The sequence below is a fragment of the Streptomyces sp. MUSC 14 genome (assembly GCF_001866675.1).
GTDB lineage: Bacteria > Actinomycetota > Actinomycetes > Streptomycetales > Streptomycetaceae > Streptomyces.
In genome coordinates this window covers 38,009-57,563 of sequence record NZ_MLYN01000027.1, presented here as the reverse complement: position 1 = coordinate 57,563, position 19,555 = coordinate 38,009, and the positions used below count along the sequence as shown (strand labels likewise).

Sequence of the window (19,555 nt, the reverse complement as noted above, 5' to 3'; positions counted from 1 at the left end):
CGTTTTCGCATGTTCCACCCCTATGTATCCAGGAAGAAGCAGCCACCGTGTCTGACCAGAACCTGAACGACGCCATCGAGTCGCACGGGCAGGACGTCGAGTCCGTGGAAGACGAGCTCGACATCGTCGAAGGTGCGGACGAGGACCTGGACGAGGTCGAGGCTGCCGACGACCAGGCGGGCGAGCCGGCCGAGGAGGCCGCGCTGCACGTCGAGGACGAGGACGGCGAGGAAGCCGAAGAGGCGGAAGACGCCGAAGAGGCCGAAGAGGCCGAAGAAGCTGTCGCGGAGGCCGCCGAGGAGGAGCCGGCCGCGCCGGTCGACCCCGTCGAGGCCCTGCGCCAGGAGCTGCGCATCCTGCCCGGCGAGTGGTACGTCATCCACACCTACGCCGGTTACGAGAACCGCGTGAAGACCAACCTGGAGCAGCGCGCCGTCTCGCTGAACGTCGAGGACTACATCTTCCAGGCCGAGGTGCCGCAGGAAGAGGTCGTCCAGATCAAGAACGGCGACCGCAAGACGATCAAGCAGAACAAGCTGCCGGGTTACGTCCTGGTCCGCATGGACCTGACCAACGAGTCCTGGGGCGTCGTCCGCAACACCCCGGGCGTCACCGGCTTCGTCGGCAACGCCTACGACCCGTACCCGCTGACCCTGGACGAGATCGTCAAGATGCTCGCCCCGGAGGCCGAGGAGAAGGCCGCCCGTGAGGCCGCCGAGGCCGAGGGCAAGCCCGCCCCGCAGCGCAAGGTCGAGGTCCAGGTGCTGGACTTCGAGGTCGGCGACTCGGTCACCGTCACCGACGGCCCGTTCGCCACGCTCCAGGCGACCATCAACGAGATCAACCCCGACTCCAAGAAGGTCAAGGGTCTGGTGGAGATCTTCGGTCGCGAGACGCCGGTCGAGCTGTCCTTCGACCAGATCCAGAAGAACTAGTTCTCTCTGGAGCCACCGCTTCCGAGCAGGTCAGGCAGGCTGTCTCAGCCCGTCTGACCTGCTCGGTTTTAAGCCGCGCATCTATACCCGTTATCGTTGTGCGGTATGCCTGCGTCAGGACTCGTTCCGCGCGCGGGCATGGACCCGAATCGAAAGGACCCGGAGAGTAATGCCTCCCAAGAAGAAGAAGGTCACGGGGCTCATCAAGCTCCAGATCAACGCCGGTGCGGCGAACCCGGCCCCGCCGGTCGGTCCCGCGCTGGGCCAGCACGGCGTCAACATCATGGAGTTCTGCAAGGCGTACAACGCCGCGACCGAGTCGCAGCGTGGCTGGGTGATCCCGGTGGAGATCACGGTCTACGAGGACCGCTCCTTCACCTTCGTCACCAAGACGCCGCCGGCCGCGAAGATGATCCTCAAGGCCGCTGGTGTCGAGAAGGGCTCCGGCGAGCCGCACAAGACCAAGGTCGCCAAGATCACCGAGGCGCAGGTCCGCGAGATCGCCACGACCAAGATGCCCGACCTCAACGCCAACGACCTGGACGCCGCGTCGAAGATCATCGCCGGCACCGCCCGTTCCATGGGCATCACGGTCGAGGGCTGACCTCACCCCCCAGCAGTCATGCGGCCGTAGCCGGTCGCACGTGGCAGGGCCTGCTCGGCCCAGAGACCACGACTCCTTTCAGAACACACAGGAGCAAGTTGTGAGCAAGCGCAGCAAGGCCCTTCGCGCTGCGGACGAGAAGATCGACCGGGAGAAGCTGTACGCCCCGCTCGAGGCCGTCCGTCTCGCCAAGGAGACCTCCACGACCAAGTTCGACGCCACCGTCGAGGTCGCCTTCCGTCTGGGTGTCGACCCGCGCAAGGCCGACCAGATGGTCCGTGGCACCGTGAACCTTCCGCACGGCACCGGTAAGACCGCCCGGGTCCTGGTCTTCGCGACCGGTGACCGTGCCGAGGCCGCGCGTGCCGCGGGCGCCGACATCGTCGGTGCCGACGAGCTGATCGACGAGGTGGCGAAGGGCCGTCTGGACTTCGACGCCGTCGTCGCCACCCCGGACCTCATGGGCAAGGTCGGCCGCCTCGGCCGCGTCCTCGGCCCGCGTGGTCTGATGCCGAACCCGAAGACCGGCACCGTGACCCCGGACACCGCCAAGGCTGTGACCGAGATCAAGGGCGGCAAGATCGAGTTCCGCGTCGACAAGCACTCGAACCTGCACTTCATCATCGGCAAGGCGTCCTTCGACGACGCCAAGCTGGTGGAGAACTACGGCGCCGCGCTGGAGGAGATCCTCCGTCTGAAGCCGTCCGCCGCCAAGGGTCGCTACATCAAGAAGGCCGCGGTCAGCACCACCATGGGCCCCGGCATCCAGCTCGACCCGAACCGCACCCGCAACCTCCTCGTCGAGGAGGACCCGGCCGCCGTCTGAGCCCCGCGCTCACCCCGGTAGCCGCGTCAGGTACGCGTGAAGCAGAGGGCGGGCCCCGCAACCTTCCAGGTGCGGGGCCCGTCCTTTCTTCGTGCAGCCTCTCGAACGGCTGTCAGTGCCCTGGACTAGCGTGCAGGACACACGACTCATAGGGGTGGGACCAGATGAACAGCACGACCGTGCGCCGTACGGCCCTTGGCATAGCGGCCGCCGCCGCACTGACGTCCGTGGCGGCCTGCGGCTCCGCCGGCGGTACGGGCAAGAGCGACAAGGCGGCCGGCGGCGGCACGATCCACGTCAGCCCCATCGCCGCCGTGCTGCGCACCGCCGAGCAGTCCACCGACAAGGCGAACTCGGCCACGGTGCGCTCCACCATGTCCGTCGGCGACGTGATCTCGACGTCCTCGACCGGGTCCCTGCGCTGGGGCGACGGCCTCCGCGGCGACCTCACCATCACCTACACCGGCGGTCGGCTGGCCGAGGCCATGCGCAAGAACGGTGCGGCGCCGGCGATGCACGCCCGCTATCTGCCGGACGCCTACTACGTGAACATGGGCGCCGCCTCCGCCCAGCGCATGGGCGGCAGGCACTGGCTCAAGTACGCGTACGACGACCTCGCGAAGTTCGGCGGCGCCTCCGGGTCGTACATGAAGGACCAGATCCAGACCGCCACGCCGAATTCCTCCGTCCAGATGCTGCTGGCCTCCGGCGATGTGAAGAAGGTGGGCGAGGAGCCGGTCTCCGGCGCCCGCGCCACGCACTACTCCGGAACGGTGAACGTCGCCGACCTCGCGGGCAGGAGCAGCAACCTCACCGCGGAGCAGATGTCGGCCCTGAAGGCCCAGCTCGACACGGCGGGGATCACCACCGAGACCATCGACATCTGGATCAACGACCAGAACCTGCTGGTGAAGAAGTCCGAGAAGGCGCACACGGCCAAGGGCGAGCTGACCAACACCGCCTCCTACAGCGACTACGGCGTGCAGGTCTCCGCGGAGGCGCCCCCGGCCGGTGACACCAAGGACTTCAAGGACCTGATGAACTCCCTCGGCACCCCCGGCTCGGGGAACGTGGCGAGCGGCTCGGCCAGCGCCTCCTGAAGCGCCTCGCTGGACGGGCGGGCCGGCGGATTTGCTCCCGTGCGGCCCGTTCCCGTACTCTCTTCCCGAAGCCAAAGACCGCTGGTCGTTGCCGTGCGCTCCCACGAGGGCGCGGTGGCCGAAGGATCCGCTGAAAAGTGGACGACCCGCGCAGGTGTCAGTGGAAGAACTCCCGGAGTGCGCGCGCCTCGCGTGTGTGCGGCCGGTCGAGTCCGCCCCGAGCGCCTGCGCCGGGGCGTTTCGTTTACCCAGTCCTCCTTCGGGTCCGCGCGGTCAGAATCACCCGGAAGGAGGCCGAGGCTCTATGGCGAGGCCCGACAAGGCTGCCGCGGTTGCCGAGCTGACGGACAAGTTCCGCAGCTCCAACGCCGCCGTGCTGACCGAGTACCGCGGTCTCACCGTGGCGCAGCTCAAGACGCTGCGCCGGTCGCTCGGTGAGAACGCCCAGTACGCCGTGGTGAAGAACACGCTGACCAAGATTGCGGCCAACGAGGCCGGGATCACGCTGGACGACCAGCTTTTCGCTGGTCCGACGGCTGTTGCCTTCGTCACCGGTGACCCGGTGGAGTCGGCGAAGGGTCTCCGTGACTTCGCCAAGGACAACCCGAATCTCGTCATCAAGGGCGGTGTCCTTGACGGCAAGGCGCTGTCCGCCGACGAGATCAAGAAGCTTGCGGACCTCGAGTCCCGCGAGGTTCTGCTCTCCAAGCTGGCGGGTGCCTTCAAGGGCAAGCAGTCCCAGGCTGCTCAGCTCTTCCAGGCGCTTCCCTCGAAGCTCGTCCGCACCGTGGATGCTCTTCGCGCCAAGCAGGACGAGCAGGGCGGTGCCGAGTAATTCGGCTCGCATCATGACCGCCGCCTGAGGCGGCGGTCGTAGCGGGCCGAACGTACGCCCGCCATTCATGTACATCCGGCACCTGCCGATTGAGTGGAAGGAAAGCCATCATGGCTCTCACCCAGGACGAACTGCTCGCCGAGTTCGAGGGCATGACCCTCATCCAGCTCTCCGAGTTCGTGAAGGCGTTCGAGGAGAAGTTCGACGTCACCGCCGCCGCCGCGGTCGCCGTCGCGGGCCCGGCCGGCCCGGCCGCCGCCGCCCCGGTCGAGGAGGAGAAGGACGAGTTCGACGTCGTCCTCACCGGCGCCGGCGACAAGAAGATCCAGGTCATCAAGGTCGTGCGCGAGCTCACCTCCCTGGGCCTCAAGGAGGCCAAGGACCTGGTCGACGGCACCCCGAAGCCGGTCCTCGAGAAGGTCAACAAGGAGGCCGCTGACAAGGCCGCCGAGGCCCTCAAGGGCGCCGGTGCCTCCGTCGAGGTCAAGTAACACCTTCCGGGTCCTCCGGGACTCGAACGCGCGCTGACCGCAGCCTCGTGGCGCCGTGAAAAGTGCCACGCAGGGCTGTAACGCGAACGCACCGAAGAGCGATCATCCATCCGGGTGGTCGCTCTTCGGCGTTCCCGGCGGGCCCGACCACGGTTGCCTTGCACTCGCGACGGCGAGGGGTATGGTGATCTTCGTCGTGTCTCCGGACCGTCCGCGGACCGCCCGCTTCGGACTGGGGGGCCTTGACGAACCGCACGCAGCGCGCAATTCTCAGGACGCGTCGTCACAAGGATCCGAATCCGAGGCATGGATCGACGACGAAGAGGGCAGTATCAACGTGCGTTGAGGGCAGCATGCCGAGGGCGTTGACGAAGGCGTTGAGAACAACGAGAGTCGCAAGGGTCTCAGCAACCCGGGACTGGACATCAGTGTGCCAAGTGGCTACACTGACCCTTTGCGCTGCCTGTTAGCTGTCCCCTGCCCGTCACCAGGGGTCTGCCCTCACTTGAGCATCGACGACAAAAGCTCCCTTGACCTGGGGTTTCTGTCTCTATGCATGGGAGAGGGGCCGGCACGCGCGTAGTGAGTCCGAGCCCTCGGAAGGACCCCCTCTTGGCCGCCTCGCGCAATGCCTCGACCGCGAATACGAACAACGGCGCCAGCACCGCCCCGCTGCGCATCTCCTTTGCAAAGATCAAGGAGCCTCTCGAGGTTCCGAACCTGCTCGCGCTGCAGACCGAGAGCTTTGACTGGCTGCTCGGCAACACCGCCTGGCAGAGTCGGGTCGAGGAGGCTCTGGAGAACGGTCAGGACGTCCCCACCAAGTCCGGTCTGGAGGAGATCTTCGAGGAGATCTCCCCGATCGAGGACTTCTCCGGGTCGATGTCCCTGACGTTCCGGGACCACCGCTTCGAGCCGCCGAAGAACTCCATCGACGAGTGCAAGGAGCGCGACTTCACGTACGCCGCCCCGCTCTTCGTCACCGCCGAGTTCACCAACAACGAGACCGGTGAGATCAAGTCCCAGACGGTCTTCATGGGCGACTTCCCGCTCATGACGAACAAGGGCACCTTCGTCATCAACGGCACCGAGCGTGTCGTGGTGTCCCAGCTGGTCCGTTCCCCCGGTGTCTACTTCGACTCCTCCATCGACAAGACGTCCGACAAGGACATCTTCTCCGCCAAGATCATCCCGTCCCGGGGTGCCTGGCTGGAGATGGAGATCGACAAGCGCGACATGGTCGGTGTCCGTATCGACCGCAAGCGCAAGCAGTCGGTCACCGTGCTGCTGAAGGCTCTCGGCTGGACGACCGAGCAGATCCTCGAGGAGTTCGGCGAGTACGAGTCCATGCGCGCCACCCTGGAGAAGGACCACACCCAGGGCCAGGACGACGCGCTGCTCGACATCTACCGCAAGCTGCGTCCGGGCGAGCCCCCCACGCGCGAGGCCGCGCAGACGCTGCTGGAGAACCTCTACTTCAACCCGAAGCGTTACGACCTCGCCAAGGTCGGCCGCTACAAGGTGAACAAGAAGCTCGGCGCGGACGAGCCGCTGGACGCCGGCGTGCTCACCACCGACGACGTCATCGCCACCATCAAGTACCTGGTGAAGCTGCACGCCGGCGAGACCGAGACGACCGGCGAGTCCGGCCGCACGATCATGGTCGAGACCGACGACATCGACCACTTCGGCAACCGTCGCATCCGCAGCGTCGGCGAGCTGATCCAGAACCAGGTCCGTACGGGTCTCGCCCGTATGGAGCGCGTCGTGCGCGAGCGTATGACGACCCAGGACGTCGAGGCGATCACGCCGCAGACCCTGATCAACATCCGCCCGGTCGTGGCGTCGATCAAGGAGTTCTTCGGTACGTCGCAGCTGTCCCAGTTCATGGACCAGAACAACCCGCTGTCGGGGCTGACGCACAAGCGTCGTCTGAACGCCCTCGGCCCGGGTGGTCTCTCCCGTGAGCGGGCCGGCTTCGAGGTCCGTGACGTGCACCCGTCGCACTACGGCCGCATGTGCCCGATCGAGACGCCCGAAGGCCCGAACATCGGTCTGATCGGCTCGCTCGCCTCCTACGGCCGCGTCAACGCGTTCGGTTTCGTCGAGACCCCGTACCGCAAGGTCGAGGGCGGCCAGGTCACCGACGAGGTGGACTACCTGACCGCCGACGAGGAGGACCGCTTCGTCATCGCGCAGGCCAACGCCACGCTGACCGACGAGCTCCGCTTCGCCGAGAACCGCGTCCTGGTCCGCCGCCGTGGCGGCGAGGTCGACTACGTCGCCGGTGACGACGTGGACTACATGGACGTCTCGCCGCGCCAGATGGTGTCGGTCGCGACCGCCATGATCCCCTTCCTCGAGCACGACGACGCCAACCGTGCCCTCATGGGCGCGAACATGATGCGTCAGGCCGTGCCGCTGATTAAGTCCGAGTCCCCGCTCGTCGGCACCGGCATGGAGTACCGCTCCGCCGTCGACGCCGGTGACGTGGTCAAGGCCGAGAAGGACGGTGTGGTCCAGGAGGTCTCCGCGGACTACATCACCACCGCCAACGACGACGGCACGTACATCACGTACCGCCTGGCCAAGTTCTCCCGGTCCAACCAGGGCACCTCGGTCAACCAGAAGGTCATCGTCAACGAGGGCGACCGCGTCATCGAGGGCCAGGTCCTCGCCGACGGTCCGGCCACCCAGAACGGCGAGATGGCCCTCGGCAAGAACCTGCTCGTGGCGTTCATGCCGTGGGAGGGTCACAACTACGAGGACGCGATCATCCTGTCGCAGCGCCTCGTGCAGGACGACGTCCTCTCCTCGATCCACATCGAGGAGCACGAGGTCGACGCCCGTGACACCAAGCTCGGCCCCGAGGAGATCACCCGGGACATCCCGAACGTCTCCGAGGAGGTCCTCGCCGACCTCGACGAGCGCGGCATCATCCGCATCGGTGCCGAGGTCATCGCCGGTGACATCCTCGTCGGCAAGGTCACGCCCAAGGGCGAGACCGAGCTGACCCCCGAGGAGCGCCTGCTGCGCGCGATCTTCGGTGAGAAGGCCCGTGAGGTCCGTGACACCTCGCTGAAGGTGCCGCACGGCGAGACCGGCAAGGTCATCGGCGTGCGCGTCTTCGACCGCGAGGAGGGCGACGAGCTGCCGCCGGGCGTGAACCAGCTGGTCCGCGTCTACGTCGCGCAGAAGCGCAAGATCACGGACGGTGACAAGCTCGCCGGCCGGCACGGCAACAAGGGTGTCATCTCCAAGATCCTGCCGATCGAGGACATGCCGTTCCTGGAGGACGGCACCCCGGTCGACATCATCCTGAACCCGCTCGGTGTCCCGTCCCGAATGAACCCGGGACAGGTCCTGGAGATCCACCTCGGCTGGCTCGCCAGCCGCGGCTGGGACGTCTCCGGCCTCGCGGACGAGTGGGCCCAGCGCCTCCAGGCCATCGGCGCCGACCAGGTCGCCCCGCGCACCAACGTCGCGACCCCGGTCTTCGACGGTGCCCGCGAGGACGAGCTGGCAGGTCTGCTGCAGCACACCATCCCGAACCGCGACGGCGAGCGCATGGTGCTCCCGTCCGGCAAGGCGCGGCTGTTCGACGGCCGCTCCGGTGAGCCGTTCCCGGACCCGATCTCGGTCGGCTACATGTACATCCTCAAGCTGCACCACCTGGTCGACGACAAGCTGCACGCCCGCTCGACCGGCCCGTACTCGATGATCACCCAGCAGCCGCTGGGTGGTAAGGCGCAGTTCGGTGGCCAGCGCTTCGGCGAGATGGAGGTGTGGGCCCTCGAGGCCTACGGCGCCGCGTACGCCCTCCAGGAGCTGCTGACCATCAAGTCCGACGACGTCACCGGCCGCGTGAAGGTCTACGAGGCCATCGTCAAGGGCGAGAACATCCCCGAGCCCGGCATCCCCGAGTCCTTCAAGGTGCTCATCAAGGAGATGCAGTCGCTCTGCCTGAACGTGGAGGTGCTGTCCAGCGACGGTATGTCCATCGAGATGCGCGACACCGATGAGGACGTCTTCCGCGCTGCGGAGGAGCTCGGTATCGACCTGTCCCGGCGCGAGCCGAGCAGCGTCGAAGAGGTCTGACGGGAGTCCGGCAGGGGCCTCGCGATGAGTGAGGCCCCCGCCGACCCCCAGGCCCCCGTTTCAGACCACAGACTTACGACCCTGAGAGGGATTGACGCATAGTGCTCGACGTCAACTTCTTCGACGAGCTCCGGATCGGCCTGGCCACCGCTGACGACATCCGTCAGTGGAGCCACGGTGAGGTCAAGAAGCCCGAGACCATCAACTACCGCACCCTGAAGCCCGAAAAGGACGGACTCTTCTGCGAGAAGATCTTCGGTCCGACCCGGGACTGGGAGTGCTACTGCGGCAAGTACAAGCGCGTCCGCTTCAAGGGCATCATCTGCGAGCGCTGTGGCGTCGAGGTCACGCGCGCCAAGGTGCGCCGTGAGCGGATGGGCCACATCGAGCTGGCCGCCCCCGTCACCCACATCTGGTACTTCAAGGGCGTTCCGTCCCGGCTGGGCTACCTGCTGGACCTCGCCCCGAAGGACCTGGAGAAGGTCATCTACTTCGCGGCGTACATGATCACGTACGTCGACGAGGAGCGCCGTACCCGCGACCTGCCCTCCCTGGAGGCGCACGTCTCGGTCGAGCGCCAGCAGATCGAGAACCGCCGCGACGCCGACCTGGAGGCCCGCGCCAAGAAGCTCGAGGCCGACCTGGCCGAGCTGGAGGCCGAGGGTGCCAAGGCCGATGTGCGCCGCAAGGTGCGCGAGGGTGCCGAGCGCGAGATGAAGCAGCTGCGCGACCGCGCGCAGCGCGAGATCGACCGCCTTGACGAGGTGTGGGCCCGGTTCAAGAACCTCAAGGTCCAGGACCTGGAGGGCGACGAGCTGCTCTACCGCGAGCTGCGCGACCGCTTCGGCACGTACTTCGACGGCTCGATGGGTGCCGCGGCGCTGCAGAAGCGCCTGGAGTCCTTCGACCTGGAGGAGGAGGCCGAGCGCCTCCGCGAGATCATCCGCACCGGCAAGGGCCAGAAGAAGACCCGCGCCCTGAAGCGGCTGAAGGTCGTCTCCGCGTTCCTGCAGACCTCCAACAGCCCCAAGGGCATGGTCCTGGACTGCGTCCCGGTCATCCCGCCGGACCTGCGTCCGATGGTGCAGCTGGACGGTGGCCGCTTCGCGACCTCCGACCTGAACGACCTGTACCGCCGTGTCATCAACCGCAACAACCGCCTGAAGCGCCTTCTCGACCTCGGTGCGCCCGAGATCATCGTGAACAACGAGAAGCGCATGCTCCAGGAGGCCGTCGACGCGCTCTTCGACAACGGCCGTCGCGGTCGCCCGGTCACGGGCCCCGGCAACCGTCCGCTGAAGTCCCTCAGCGACATGCTGAAGGGCAAGCAGGGTCGATTCCGTCAGAACCTGCTCGGCAAGCGAGTCGACTACTCGGCGCGTTCCGTCATCGTCGTCGGCCCGCAGCTCAAGCTGCACCAGTGCGGTCTGCCGAAGGCCATGGCGCTGGAGCTGTTCAAGCCGTTCGTGATGAAGCGCCTGGTGGACCTGAACCACGCGCAGAACATCAAGTCGGCCAAGCGCATGGTCGAGCGCGGCCGCACCGTCGTGTACGACGTCCTCGAAGAGGTCATCGCCGAGCACCCGGTGCTGCTGAACCGTGCGCCCACCCTGCACCGCCTCGGCATCCAGGCCTTCGAGCCGCAGCTGGTCGAGGGCAAGGCCATCCAGATCCACCCGCTCGTCTGCACCGCGTTCAACGCGGACTTCGACGGTGACCAGATGGCCGTGCACCTGCCGCTGTCCGCGGAGGCGCAGGCCGAGGCCCGCATCCTGATGCTGTCCTCGAACAACATCCTCAAGCCGGCCGACGGCCGCCCGGTGACGATGCCGACCCAGGACATGGTCCTCGGTCTGTTCTTCCTCACCACCGACGGCGAGCTGCGTGACGTCAAGGGCGAGGGCCGCGCGTTCGGCTCCACGGCCGAGGCGATCATGGCGTTCGACGCCGGTGAGCTGGCGCTGCAGTCGGCCGTGGACATCCGCTTCCCGGTGGGCACCATCCCGCCGCGCGGCTGGACCCCGCCGGCGCAGGAGGAGGGCGAGCCCGAGTGGCAGCCGGGTGACACCTTCCGGCTGCGGACGACCCTGGGCCGCGCGCTCTTCAACGAGCTGCTGCCCGAGGACTACCCGTTCGTCGACTACTCGGTGGGCAAGAAGCAGCTCGGCGAGATCGTCAACGACCTGGCCGAGCGCTACCCCAAGGTCATCGTGGCGGCGACGCTCGACAACCTGAAGTCGGCCGGCTTCTACTGGGGCACCCGCTCCGGTGTCACCGTGGCCATCTCCGACGTCGTCGTCCCCGAGGCGAAGAAGGCCATCGTCGCGGGCTACGAGGCGCAGGACGAGAAGGTCCAGAAGCAGTACGAGCGCGGTCTGATCACCAAGGAAGAGCGCACTCAGGAGCTCATCGCGATCTGGACCAAGGCGACCAACGAGGTCGCCGAGGCGATGAACGAGAACTTCCCCAAGACGAACCCCATCTTCATGATGGTTGACTCGGGTGCCCGAGGAAACATGATGCAGATGCGGCAGATCGCCGGTATGCGTGGTCTGGTGTCGAACGCGAAGAACGAGACCATCCCGCGTCCGATCAAGGCCTCGTTCCGTGAGGGTCTGTCCGTGCTGGAGTACTTCATCTCCACGCACGGTGCCCGTAAGGGTCTGGCGGACACCGCCCTGCGTACCGCCGACTCGGGTTACCTCACCCGTCGTCTGGTCGACGTCTCGCAGGACGTCATCATCCGCGAGGAGGACTGCGGCACCGAGCGCGGTCTCAAGCTCCGGATCGCCGAGCGTGGCGCGGACGGCGTGCTGCGCAAGGCGGACGACGTCGAGACGTCCGTGTACGCGCGCTGCCTCGCCGAGGACATCGTGGTCGACGGTCAGGTCCTGGCCCCGGCCGGCACCGACCTCGGTGACGTCCTCATGGACGAGCTGGTCGCCCGTGGCGTCGAGGAGGTCAAGACCCGCTCGGTCCTGACCTGCGAGTCCGCCGTCGGCACCTGCGCGATGTGCTACGGCCGTTCGCTGGCCACCGGCAAGCTGGTCGACATCGGTGAGGCGGTCGGCATCATCGCCGCCCAGTCCATCGGTGAGCCCGGTACCCAGCTGACGATGCGTACCTTCCACACCGGTGGTGTGGCCGGTGACGACATCACCCAGGGTCTGCCGCGTGTCGTCGAGCTCTTCGAGGCGCGTACCCCGAAGGGTGTCGCCCCGATCTCCGAGGCCTCCGGCCGCGTCCGGATCGAGGAGACCGAGAAGACCAAGAAGATCATCGTCACCCCGGACGACGGCAGCGACGAGACGGCGTTCCCGATCTCGAAGCGTGCCAAGGTCCTGGTCCGCGAGGGCGACCACGTCGAGGTGGGCCAGCAGCTCACCGTGGGTGCCACCAACCCGCACGACGTGCTGCGCATCCTGGGTCAGCGTGCCGTCCAGGTCCACCTGGTCGGCGAGGTCCAGAAGGTCTACAACTCGCAGGGTGTGTCGATCCACGACAAGCACATCGAGATCATCATCCGGCAGATGCTCCGCCGTGTGACGATCATCGAGTCGGGCGACGCCGAGCTGCTGCCCGGCGAGCTGGTCGAGCGCTCGAAGTTCGAGACCGAGAACCGTCGTGTGGTCCAGGAGGGCGGTCACCCCGCTTCCGGTCGTCCGCAGCTGATGGGTATCACCAAGGCCTCGCTGGCGACGGAGTCCTGGCTGTCGGCCGCCTCCTTCCAGGAGACGACCCGAGTCCTGACGGATGCGGCGATCAACGCCAAGTCCGACAGCCTCATCGGCCTCAAGGAGAACGTCATCATCGGTAAGCTCATCCCGGCCGGTACGGGTCTGTCCCGCTACCGCAACATCCGGGTCGAGCCGACCGAGGAGGCCAAGGCCGCGATGTACTCGGCCGTCGGCTACGACGACATCGACTACTCGCCGTTCGGCACCGGCTCCGGCCAGGCCGTTCCGCTGGAGGACTACGACTACGGTCCGTACAACCAGTAAGCGAGCAGCATGAAGGGCGGCCACTCCGTTTCGGGGTGGCCGCCCTTCGGCGTGTTCACCCGGACTGTGCCGGGCCCTGCGGCTGCAGGTAGGGCTGGAGGTGGTGCAGCCGGGTGTGGTGGTCGGGGTGGGAGGACAGCAGCCGGGCCAGTGCGCTCTCCTCGACGTGCCGTCCGCCGTTGCGCGCGGCCAGCTGGGCCTGCTGCCACTGCTCCTGCCGGTGCATCGTGTCGAGGACGGCCGCCAGCATCGGGGCGAAGCCCAGCGCGGCGGCGTGCTCGTCGGCCCGCAGTTCGGCGCGGCGGCCCACGGCGGCCAGGGCGTACGGCACGGCCAGGAGCAGCAGCGGCAGGCCGTAGAACGTGCCGATCGTGGCCAGTCCGATGCTGCCGACGACCAGGACGAGGAAGCCCATGCCGAAGCAGCCGAAGGCGCGCGAGATCTTGAACGTGAAGCCCGAGACCGCCTTCAGCACCCGCCAGGCCGTCCGGCCGGGCAGGGCGTACCAGTAGCCGAGCAGCGAGGACCAGGCGTGGCCGCCGACGTGGTGGCCCAGCTCGTGCGCCATGACGGCGGCCAGCTGGCCGTTGGGCAGCCCGTTCATGGCGAAGCGGGTGACGCCGACGATGTGCCCGGCGGCCGCGACCGCGTTCAGGGCGTCGCTGTCCTCCACCCACAGCTCGTAGTTGCGGCCCTCGACCCCGGCGCGGGCCGTGACCTCCCGCCAGACCGGTTCGAGTACGGCGCGTTCCTGCGGAGTGGGGTGGCGCAGCCGGAACACATGGCGCGCCAGCGCGCTCTCGGTGGGCCGGTGGAAGACGAGCGCGCCGCTGGCGAGCCAGGCGAGTACGACGACGATGCCGAAGCCCCCGAAGAACGCGGAGACCAGGCCGACGACGAAGAGGCTGCACAGGAAGTTGGGCACGTGCAGCAGCAGGTTCCCCCAGGCCGTGGCGTCCGTCTGGCGCTGCTTGTCGCTGAGGAAGACGCGGCCCCGGTCGGTGTCGATGTGGTGCGGGTGCTGCGCCGGGACCGGCGGCGCGACGGGGGGCGCGACGGGGGGCACGGGCGGCGGCGCCGTCGGGTACTGCGGAGCGGGCCCCGGGTACTGCGGCGGCACGGGCGGCGCCGCCTGTGGGGGAGCGGGGTACGGGGGAGCGGCGGCTGCCTGCGGATACGGCGGGGGCGTCGGCGATGCCGTCGGGTACGCCGGCGGCGCCGGGGGCGGTGCGGGATGCGGGCGGGCGGATGGCGCGGGGTGGTCCGGTGGTGAGGTCATGGCGGTCGTTCGTTCCTTCACGTGCGTGGGGACGGCTGCCGAGCGGCGGATCAGCCGATCAGCAGGGAGGCCGGCAGCAGGACCGTGCCGGCGCAGAAGGCGATGAGCCCGGTGCGGATCCACTGGTGCTTGCGCGCGGCGATCCGGCTGTTCTCGGTGAGCGCGCGGGTCAGCCCGGCCGTGGGACGCCGCTCGGTGTCGGCGAGAGCGGAGTCCAGACGGCCCTGCCGGACGGCCTGTTGGATGTCACCGAAGTACGACAGCGGTTCCCCGGGCGTCCAGGTGCCCAGCCGGTAGCGGGGCAGTACGGCGAGGAGCAGGGCGAGCAGCGAGACCAGCAGGGACAGGGCCCCGGCCCACCACACGACGGTGCCGGCCACGGAGAGCGCGGACGGGCTCCAGTTCCGCCCCGCGAGCAGCGCGCTGAACACCCCGGCGGTCATCCCGAGCGCGGCGACGAGGACGGAGGCCTTGTTGTCGGCGTGGGCGATCTCGCCGCGCGTCTCGGCGAGCAGCCGCGTGCAGAGCCGGGCGGCGCCGGGGGTGTCCGGGTCCGCCGGTGCGGCGGGGTCCGCGGTCGTCACGTACCGCTCGCTTCGCCGTCGCCGGGCGCGGCCGGGGGCTTCGAGTCCTCCGGCTGCGCCGCCGCACCCGCACCCGGATCCGGCACCGTCGGTGTCGTGCCGTACCCGGGAGGCGGCTGCCAGGCCGGTGCGGCCGGTGCCGTCGGGGCGTAGGCGGGCGGGGGCGGCGGCGCGTAGGCGGGCGGAGCCGGGAAGCCGGGGGTGGCGTACGGACCGGGCATGCCCGGCGGGGTGTAGGGCGCAACCGGTGGTGCGGCCGGTGCCGGTGGGGCCGACGGGGCAGCAGGGACAGCCGGGGCGAGGGGCTGCGGCGGGCTCGCGGGCTCCGCCGGCATCGCCTCTGCCGGCACCGCCTGCGGCGGGCCCTGCGGCAGCAGCGGCGGGTTCTGCGGTACGCCGGGGAGGCGCTGGTTGAGGATGTCGCTGACCGTGCGCAGGGCCAGCTGTTTGGGGCCCTCCAGCTCGTAGTTCTCGGCCGTGTCGCTGCTCAGCAGCTGCTTCACCAGGTCCATCTGGGCCTGGATCATGCGCAGTTGGTCCTCGCGCATGCTGCGCATCACCAGCTGGGAGTCCTCGGGGTGCTGGGCGAGGTGGAGGGCCCAGGAGTGCACGCCGCCCTGCTGGAGATGGAACTGGTAGAACTCGATCTTCTGGGCCTCGATCTGCTGCAACTCCACCTGCTGACGCCCCTGCTGGAGGGCGAGCTCATGGTGCTGCCCGCTCGCGAGCATCGCCTGCTCGTGCTGCAGGCGCTGCTGCTGGAGCAGGAGTTCCTGCTGCTGGGTGCCGTACGCGACGGCCCGCTCGATCTGGAGCGCGTCCTGCTGCCGCAGCCGGCGGTCCATGTCCACGTCGACCTGCATGCCCCGCTGGGCGGCGAAGGACTGCTCGGTGGCGGAGTGGTCGATGGCCCGCAGCCGTTGCTGGTGCTCGATGTCGGCCTGGTCGCGCCGCAGCCGCAGGGTCCAGGTGACCTGGAGTCCCGCGGGCGCCCCGAGCGGCCCCAGCACGGTCACCGCCCGGAGCAGTTCCTGCTCGGCCGAGGCGCTCTGCGCGACCGGGAAGCGCCGGGTGACCGGCCGGGCCGCCTGCTGGAGTTCGCCGAGCACCAGCGCGGGCACGTCCCTGTGCCCGCTCGCCACGAACCGGGCCGGGTCCAGCACCTGCCAGGACAGGTCGATCTCGGCGGTGAACTCGAAGGCGTCGTTGTCGCTCGGCAGCGTGAGGGTGGAGGTGTGCGGGTGGACGCCCATGTCCACCTCGTAGACGGCGGAGTAGCGCTTGGCCGTGATCTCGGCGCGCGTCGGCCGCTGGGGCGGCAGGTAGGCCTCGTAGGAGCCCTTCGGCGTGGAGAAGACGAGCGCGTGGTCGATGCGGACCAGGGATCGGAAGTTGAACTCGAAGCGCGACAGCTGCCGCACGGTGAGCACCGGGTCGACCAGCTGGGTGTGCCGGTCGGCGGGCTGCTGCCACTCGGGTTGCCGGAAGGAGGGCATGGTGTGTCTTCCCGGGTCGGTCTGCGGATGGGTCGGTCTGCGGGACGGGCGGGTCGGCGGGACGGGCGGGTCAGTGGGCGGACAGCACGGTCAGCAGGCGGGCCGCGACCCCGGGCGGGGGAGTGCCGTCCTCGCCCGGCATGGTGCGCAGCAGATGGCTCAGCCGCTCGTACTCGGTGGCGGTGGTGACGAGCCTCGGCAGCAGCGCGGCCAGGGCCCACTCGACGGGCGCCGACCGGTCGGCGATCAGCACCCAGCGGCTCAGGACCCCCAGCGCCTGCCGTGTGGTGCCCAGCTCGGCCAGCGCGGCCCGCCAGAGGAACGGCACGCCCTGCGCGGCGGTCGTACGGTCGTCGGTCACCGGGCCGGCGGTGGCGCGCTCGGTGGCCGCGCGGGCGAACCAGTCGAGGACGAGCGGAGCGCCGTACGGTTCGTCGCCCTCGGTGTGCTCGCACGCCCCGATGAATCCGGCCAGCGTCAGGTCGTGCACGGCACGGTCGTCGTCGAGGTGGGCGCACAGCTCGCCGAGGACGCTGTCGCTCGCGGCCGACAGCAGCAACAGCGCGACGGACTCGGCCAGTTCGGCGGCCAGCTCGCCGTCGATGTCGTCGGGCTGGTCCTCGTACAGCCGCCGTACGGCACGGCGCAGGGCGGCCATGGCCTGCGCCGGGCGCTCCGCCCCGATCAGCCCGTACGCCCGTACGGCCACCCAGCGCAGCGGCGCCGGGCCGTCCTCGCACCAGACGTCGAGGATGCGCGGGATGTTGGGTGTGCCGACCAGGTGGGCCAGGGCGAGCGCGTTGACGGCCACGAGCCGGTGCCGGTACCGCTTGGAGGTGCCCCACGGCTCGATGACCAGCGCCATCGCGGACGGCAGATCGGTGCGGGCGAGAACCGCCACGGTGGAGGCGGCCCGGGTGCGCACCAACGGGCGCCCGTCGTCGGCCAGTTGGCGCAGCCAGCGGATCAGTGCGGGCCGGGCGGAGGGGTGGCCCGTCCACACCTCGCGCAGCAGCACCAGCGAGGCTCGCTCGTCGCGGAACACGGCCTTCTGCTGGTCGACCGGGCCCCACTCGGTCTGCTCGGGCTCCCACTTCATCTCCGCACGGGCCAGCTGCAGCCGCTTGCCGACGTGTGTGCCGAAGACGGGGACCTCGGGGACGCGGGCGCGGTTCTCGGTCTCCTGGAGGTGGCGGTAGAGCAGGTCGCTCAGCTCGGCGGTGAGCGCGTACGGCCCGCCGTCGAAGGCGGCGAGGGCGACGAGGAAGGCCTTGTCGCGCAGGTGCAGTTCGGCCTCCGGGGCCTCGAACCACTCCTGGACCTGGCTCTCCAGGGACGCCAGCGAGAACCGTGCCACGTCGGCCGCGCCGGCCTCTTCGGACGCGTACCGGACGAGCAGCGCGGCGAACTCGGCGGTCTCGCGCGGCTGGTGGTCGCGCCCCAGGAAGTCGGCGACCTCCGGCAGGGCGAGCAGCCGGCCGGCCGTCTCCTCGTCGGTGCGGGCGCGGAGCCGGGCGCCGAGCACCTCGGCGGCGGCCGGCGGACGCCATTCCTCGGCGGTCACGTCGTCCAGCGCGGCGCCGGGGTCGAGTGTGACGACGAGGTAGGCGTCCCGCTCGGCGAGGCGCTCGCGGACGGCGAGCAGGTGGGTCCAGCGCAGCGGCTGGTCGCGGCGCGGGGTGAGGTCGCACAGCACATGGCCGCGGGCCTTGTCCCGGCCCGGCGCGTCCGGTGCGGCCTGCTCGTCGCCGAACCGGTCGGCGAGGGAGCCGGCGGTGGTGTCGCGGGCCAGGGTGCGCACGGGGTGGGCGCCGAGGCGGCGCAGCAGCATCAGCGCGGCGGTGCGCCGGCCGGTGAAGCGGCCGCCGGACAGCACCAGCACCCGGTCCTCGCGCAGCCGCCGCAGCAGGCGCTCCATCAGCTGCTCGTCGGCCGCGAAGCCGCGCTCCAGCTCCGCCAGCGCGGCCTCGGGCACCTCGCCGGAGGCCGGGGCCGCGGTGCCCGGTGCGCCGACCCGGTAGACCTCCGTCCTGCCGCCGAGGAAGACGTCGCCGGTGAAGTGGCCGCCGCTGATCCCGCCGTGCTGGTCGCCGCCGAGCAGGCCGCCGCTGAAGCGGGCTCGCTCGCCGACGTTCATGGAGCGCGGGCTGTGGTCGACCAGGTCGCGCCGGGCCGACCAGGCGTCCTGCGGCTGGTCCCGTTCCTCGGCCGCCTCCGGGTCCGCGGCGGCGTCGGCCGGCCGGGGTTCGTCCGCGGCGGCCGGCTCGGGTGCCGGCGGTCCGGCCGGGCGGGGTGGTTCCTGCGGCTCGGGCGTGCTCATGCGTCCGCACCCCGGCCGCGGCCGTCACGGCCGTCTCTCCCGCCGCCGTCGCCACGGCCGCCACCACGCTGTTCGCCGAGAGAGACGTCGCCGGTGAAGTGGCCGCCGCTGATCCCTCCGTACTGGTTGCCGCCGAGCACGCCGCCGCTGAAGGTGCCGCCCTGGATGGTGATGGACGTCCCGGTGGCGGGGGCGCCCGGCGCCGGGGCTCCCGCCGGGCCGTCCGGCGCGGCGGGCGGCCGCGGTGCCGGACGGTCCCCCGATCCGCCCGGCACCTCCCCCGTGTCACCGTGGTCGTGATCCCGGTCCGCGCGGCCGTCCCGGCCGACCGGCAGCGGCCCGTGCAGCCAGGCCCGCAGCGGGCCGTTCTTGCTGTCCACCGTCACCGGGCGGAAGTCGCCGGCGGGGATGCCCGGGTGGTCGTGGCGCACCACCCCGGCGTACAGGGCGTCCGAGACGCACAGCGCGAAGTCGTCGTGCCGCTCGCGCAGGGCCTGGCGCAGCAGGGCGGCGTCCAGCAGCCGGCAGGCGTGGTTCAGATCGGCGCCGACCCAGCCGTCGTGCTCGTCCACGGCGACGTAGCCGGTGGCGACGACGCCGCGCAGCCGCATCTGCGCGGAGCGGGACGCCATGCGGTTGACGGCGCGCAGCTCGGCCGGGACCTCGCTGAGCAGGACCCGCAGCAGCGCGGTGACCGAGGCGTTCGCGTCGATCAGCTCCATCACCGCGTCCCCGCGGTCGGCCCGCAGCCGCAGGGTCTCGTCGATGCCCGCGTGTTCCAGCGCGCGGTCGGTGAGGTCGTAGAGCATGCGCCGCAGATAGGCCTGCTCGACGTCGTCTCGGTCGCTGAACCGCTCGATGTCCAGCAGCAGGATCGTCCGGCTCACGGGGTCGGTCATGGTCGCCTCTCGGGAGTTGCGCCGTGCAGGGCAGCAGAGTGGCCCGGCGCCGGTGCCGGCCGTGAGGGCGGATGACGCAGTCGAAGT

Annotated in this window: 13 protein-coding genes; 8 read left to right on the top strand and 5 right to left on the bottom strand. The window is 69.6% G+C overall.

Annotated features, from left to right (window positions below):
• The first annotated feature begins 47 nt into the window (after positions 1 to 47).
• The 8 genes from nusG to BIV25_RS18040 all read left to right on the top strand — a co-directional run bounded on the left by nusG (position 48) and on the right by BIV25_RS18040 (position 12,890).
• Positions 48 to 935, top strand: coding sequence for a transcription termination/antitermination protein NusG (gene nusG, locus BIV25_RS18075; protein WP_071373370.1), 888 nt, complete (start codon positions 48 to 50; stop codon positions 933 to 935).
• Positions 936 to 1,104: 169 nt separating this feature from the next.
• Positions 1,105 to 1,539, top strand: coding sequence for a 50S ribosomal protein L11 (rplK, locus tag BIV25_RS18070; RefSeq protein ID WP_018543896.1), 435 nt, complete (start codon positions 1,105 to 1,107; stop codon positions 1,537 to 1,539).
• Between the two features lie 100 nt (positions 1,540 to 1,639).
• Positions 1,640 to 2,365: a 50S ribosomal protein L1 gene (gene rplA / locus BIV25_RS18065; protein ID WP_071373369.1), complete on the top strand. Its 726-nt coding sequence runs from the start codon at positions 1,640 to 1,642 to the stop codon at positions 2,363 to 2,365.
• Between the two features lie 164 nt (positions 2,366 to 2,529).
• Positions 2,530 to 3,465 (top strand): hypothetical protein, encoded by a 936-nt coding sequence (locus tag BIV25_RS18060; RefSeq protein WP_071373368.1) that lies wholly within the window; start codon positions 2,530 to 2,532, stop codon positions 3,463 to 3,465.
• A 304-nt stretch (positions 3,466 to 3,769) separates the two neighbouring features.
• Positions 3,770 to 4,300, top strand: a complete 531-nt coding sequence (gene rplJ, locus BIV25_RS18055) for a 50S ribosomal protein L10 (protein ID WP_071373367.1) — start codon at positions 3,770 to 3,772, stop codon at positions 4,298 to 4,300.
• Between the two features lie 107 nt (positions 4,301 to 4,407).
• On the top strand, positions 4,408 to 4,791 hold the full coding sequence (rplL, locus tag BIV25_RS18050; protein ID WP_107486170.1) for a 50S ribosomal protein L7/L12: 384 nt from the start codon (positions 4,408 to 4,410) through the stop codon (positions 4,789 to 4,791).
• A gap of 612 nt (positions 4,792 to 5,403) precedes the next feature.
• Positions 5,404 to 8,889, top strand: a complete 3,486-nt coding sequence (gene rpoB, locus BIV25_RS18045) for a DNA-directed RNA polymerase subunit beta (protein WP_071373365.1) — start codon at positions 5,404 to 5,406, stop codon at positions 8,887 to 8,889.
• 101 nt (positions 8,890 to 8,990) lie between these two features.
• The gene (locus BIV25_RS18040; RefSeq protein ID WP_071373364.1) at positions 8,991 to 12,890 is read left to right on the top strand and encodes a DNA-directed RNA polymerase subunit beta'; all 3,900 of its coding nucleotides are present in this window, start codon (positions 8,991 to 8,993) and stop codon (positions 12,888 to 12,890) included.
• 55 nt (positions 12,891 to 12,945) lie between these two features.
• Here BIV25_RS18040 and BIV25_RS18035 read toward each other — a convergent pair whose 3' ends face one another.
• The 5 genes from BIV25_RS18035 to BIV25_RS18015 all read right to left on the bottom strand — a co-directional run bounded on the left by BIV25_RS18035 (position 12,946) and on the right by BIV25_RS18015 (position 19,468).
• Complete coding sequence (locus BIV25_RS18035) at positions 12,946 to 14,169, bottom strand: M48 family metalloprotease (RefSeq protein WP_071373363.1); 1,224 nt, start codon at positions 14,167 to 14,169, stop codon at positions 12,946 to 12,948.
• Between the two features lie 50 nt (positions 14,170 to 14,219).
• Positions 14,220 to 14,753: a Pycsar system effector family protein gene (locus tag BIV25_RS18030; protein ID WP_079176706.1), complete on the bottom strand. Its 534-nt coding sequence runs from the start codon at positions 14,751 to 14,753 to the stop codon at positions 14,220 to 14,222.
• Positions 14,750 to 16,249 carry a hypothetical protein gene (locus BIV25_RS18025; protein WP_071373362.1) on the bottom strand — a complete coding sequence of 500 codons (1,500 nt, stop codon included), beginning with the start codon at positions 16,247 to 16,249 and terminating at the stop codon, positions 14,750 to 14,752. The genes BIV25_RS18030 and BIV25_RS18025 overlap by 4 nt, the downstream gene beginning before the upstream one ends.
• A gap of 70 nt (positions 16,250 to 16,319) precedes the next feature.
• Positions 16,320 to 18,569: a hypothetical protein gene (locus tag BIV25_RS18020; RefSeq protein WP_071373361.1), complete on the bottom strand. Its 2,250-nt coding sequence runs from the start codon at positions 18,567 to 18,569 to the stop codon at positions 16,320 to 16,322.
• Positions 18,566 to 19,468 carry a hypothetical protein gene (locus BIV25_RS18015; protein ID WP_071373360.1) on the bottom strand — a complete coding sequence of 301 codons (903 nt, stop codon included), beginning with the start codon at positions 19,466 to 19,468 and terminating at the stop codon, positions 18,566 to 18,568. Before BIV25_RS18015 ends, BIV25_RS18020 begins: the two co-directional genes overlap by 4 nt.
• Between the last annotated feature and the right edge of the window lie 87 nt (positions 19,469 to 19,555).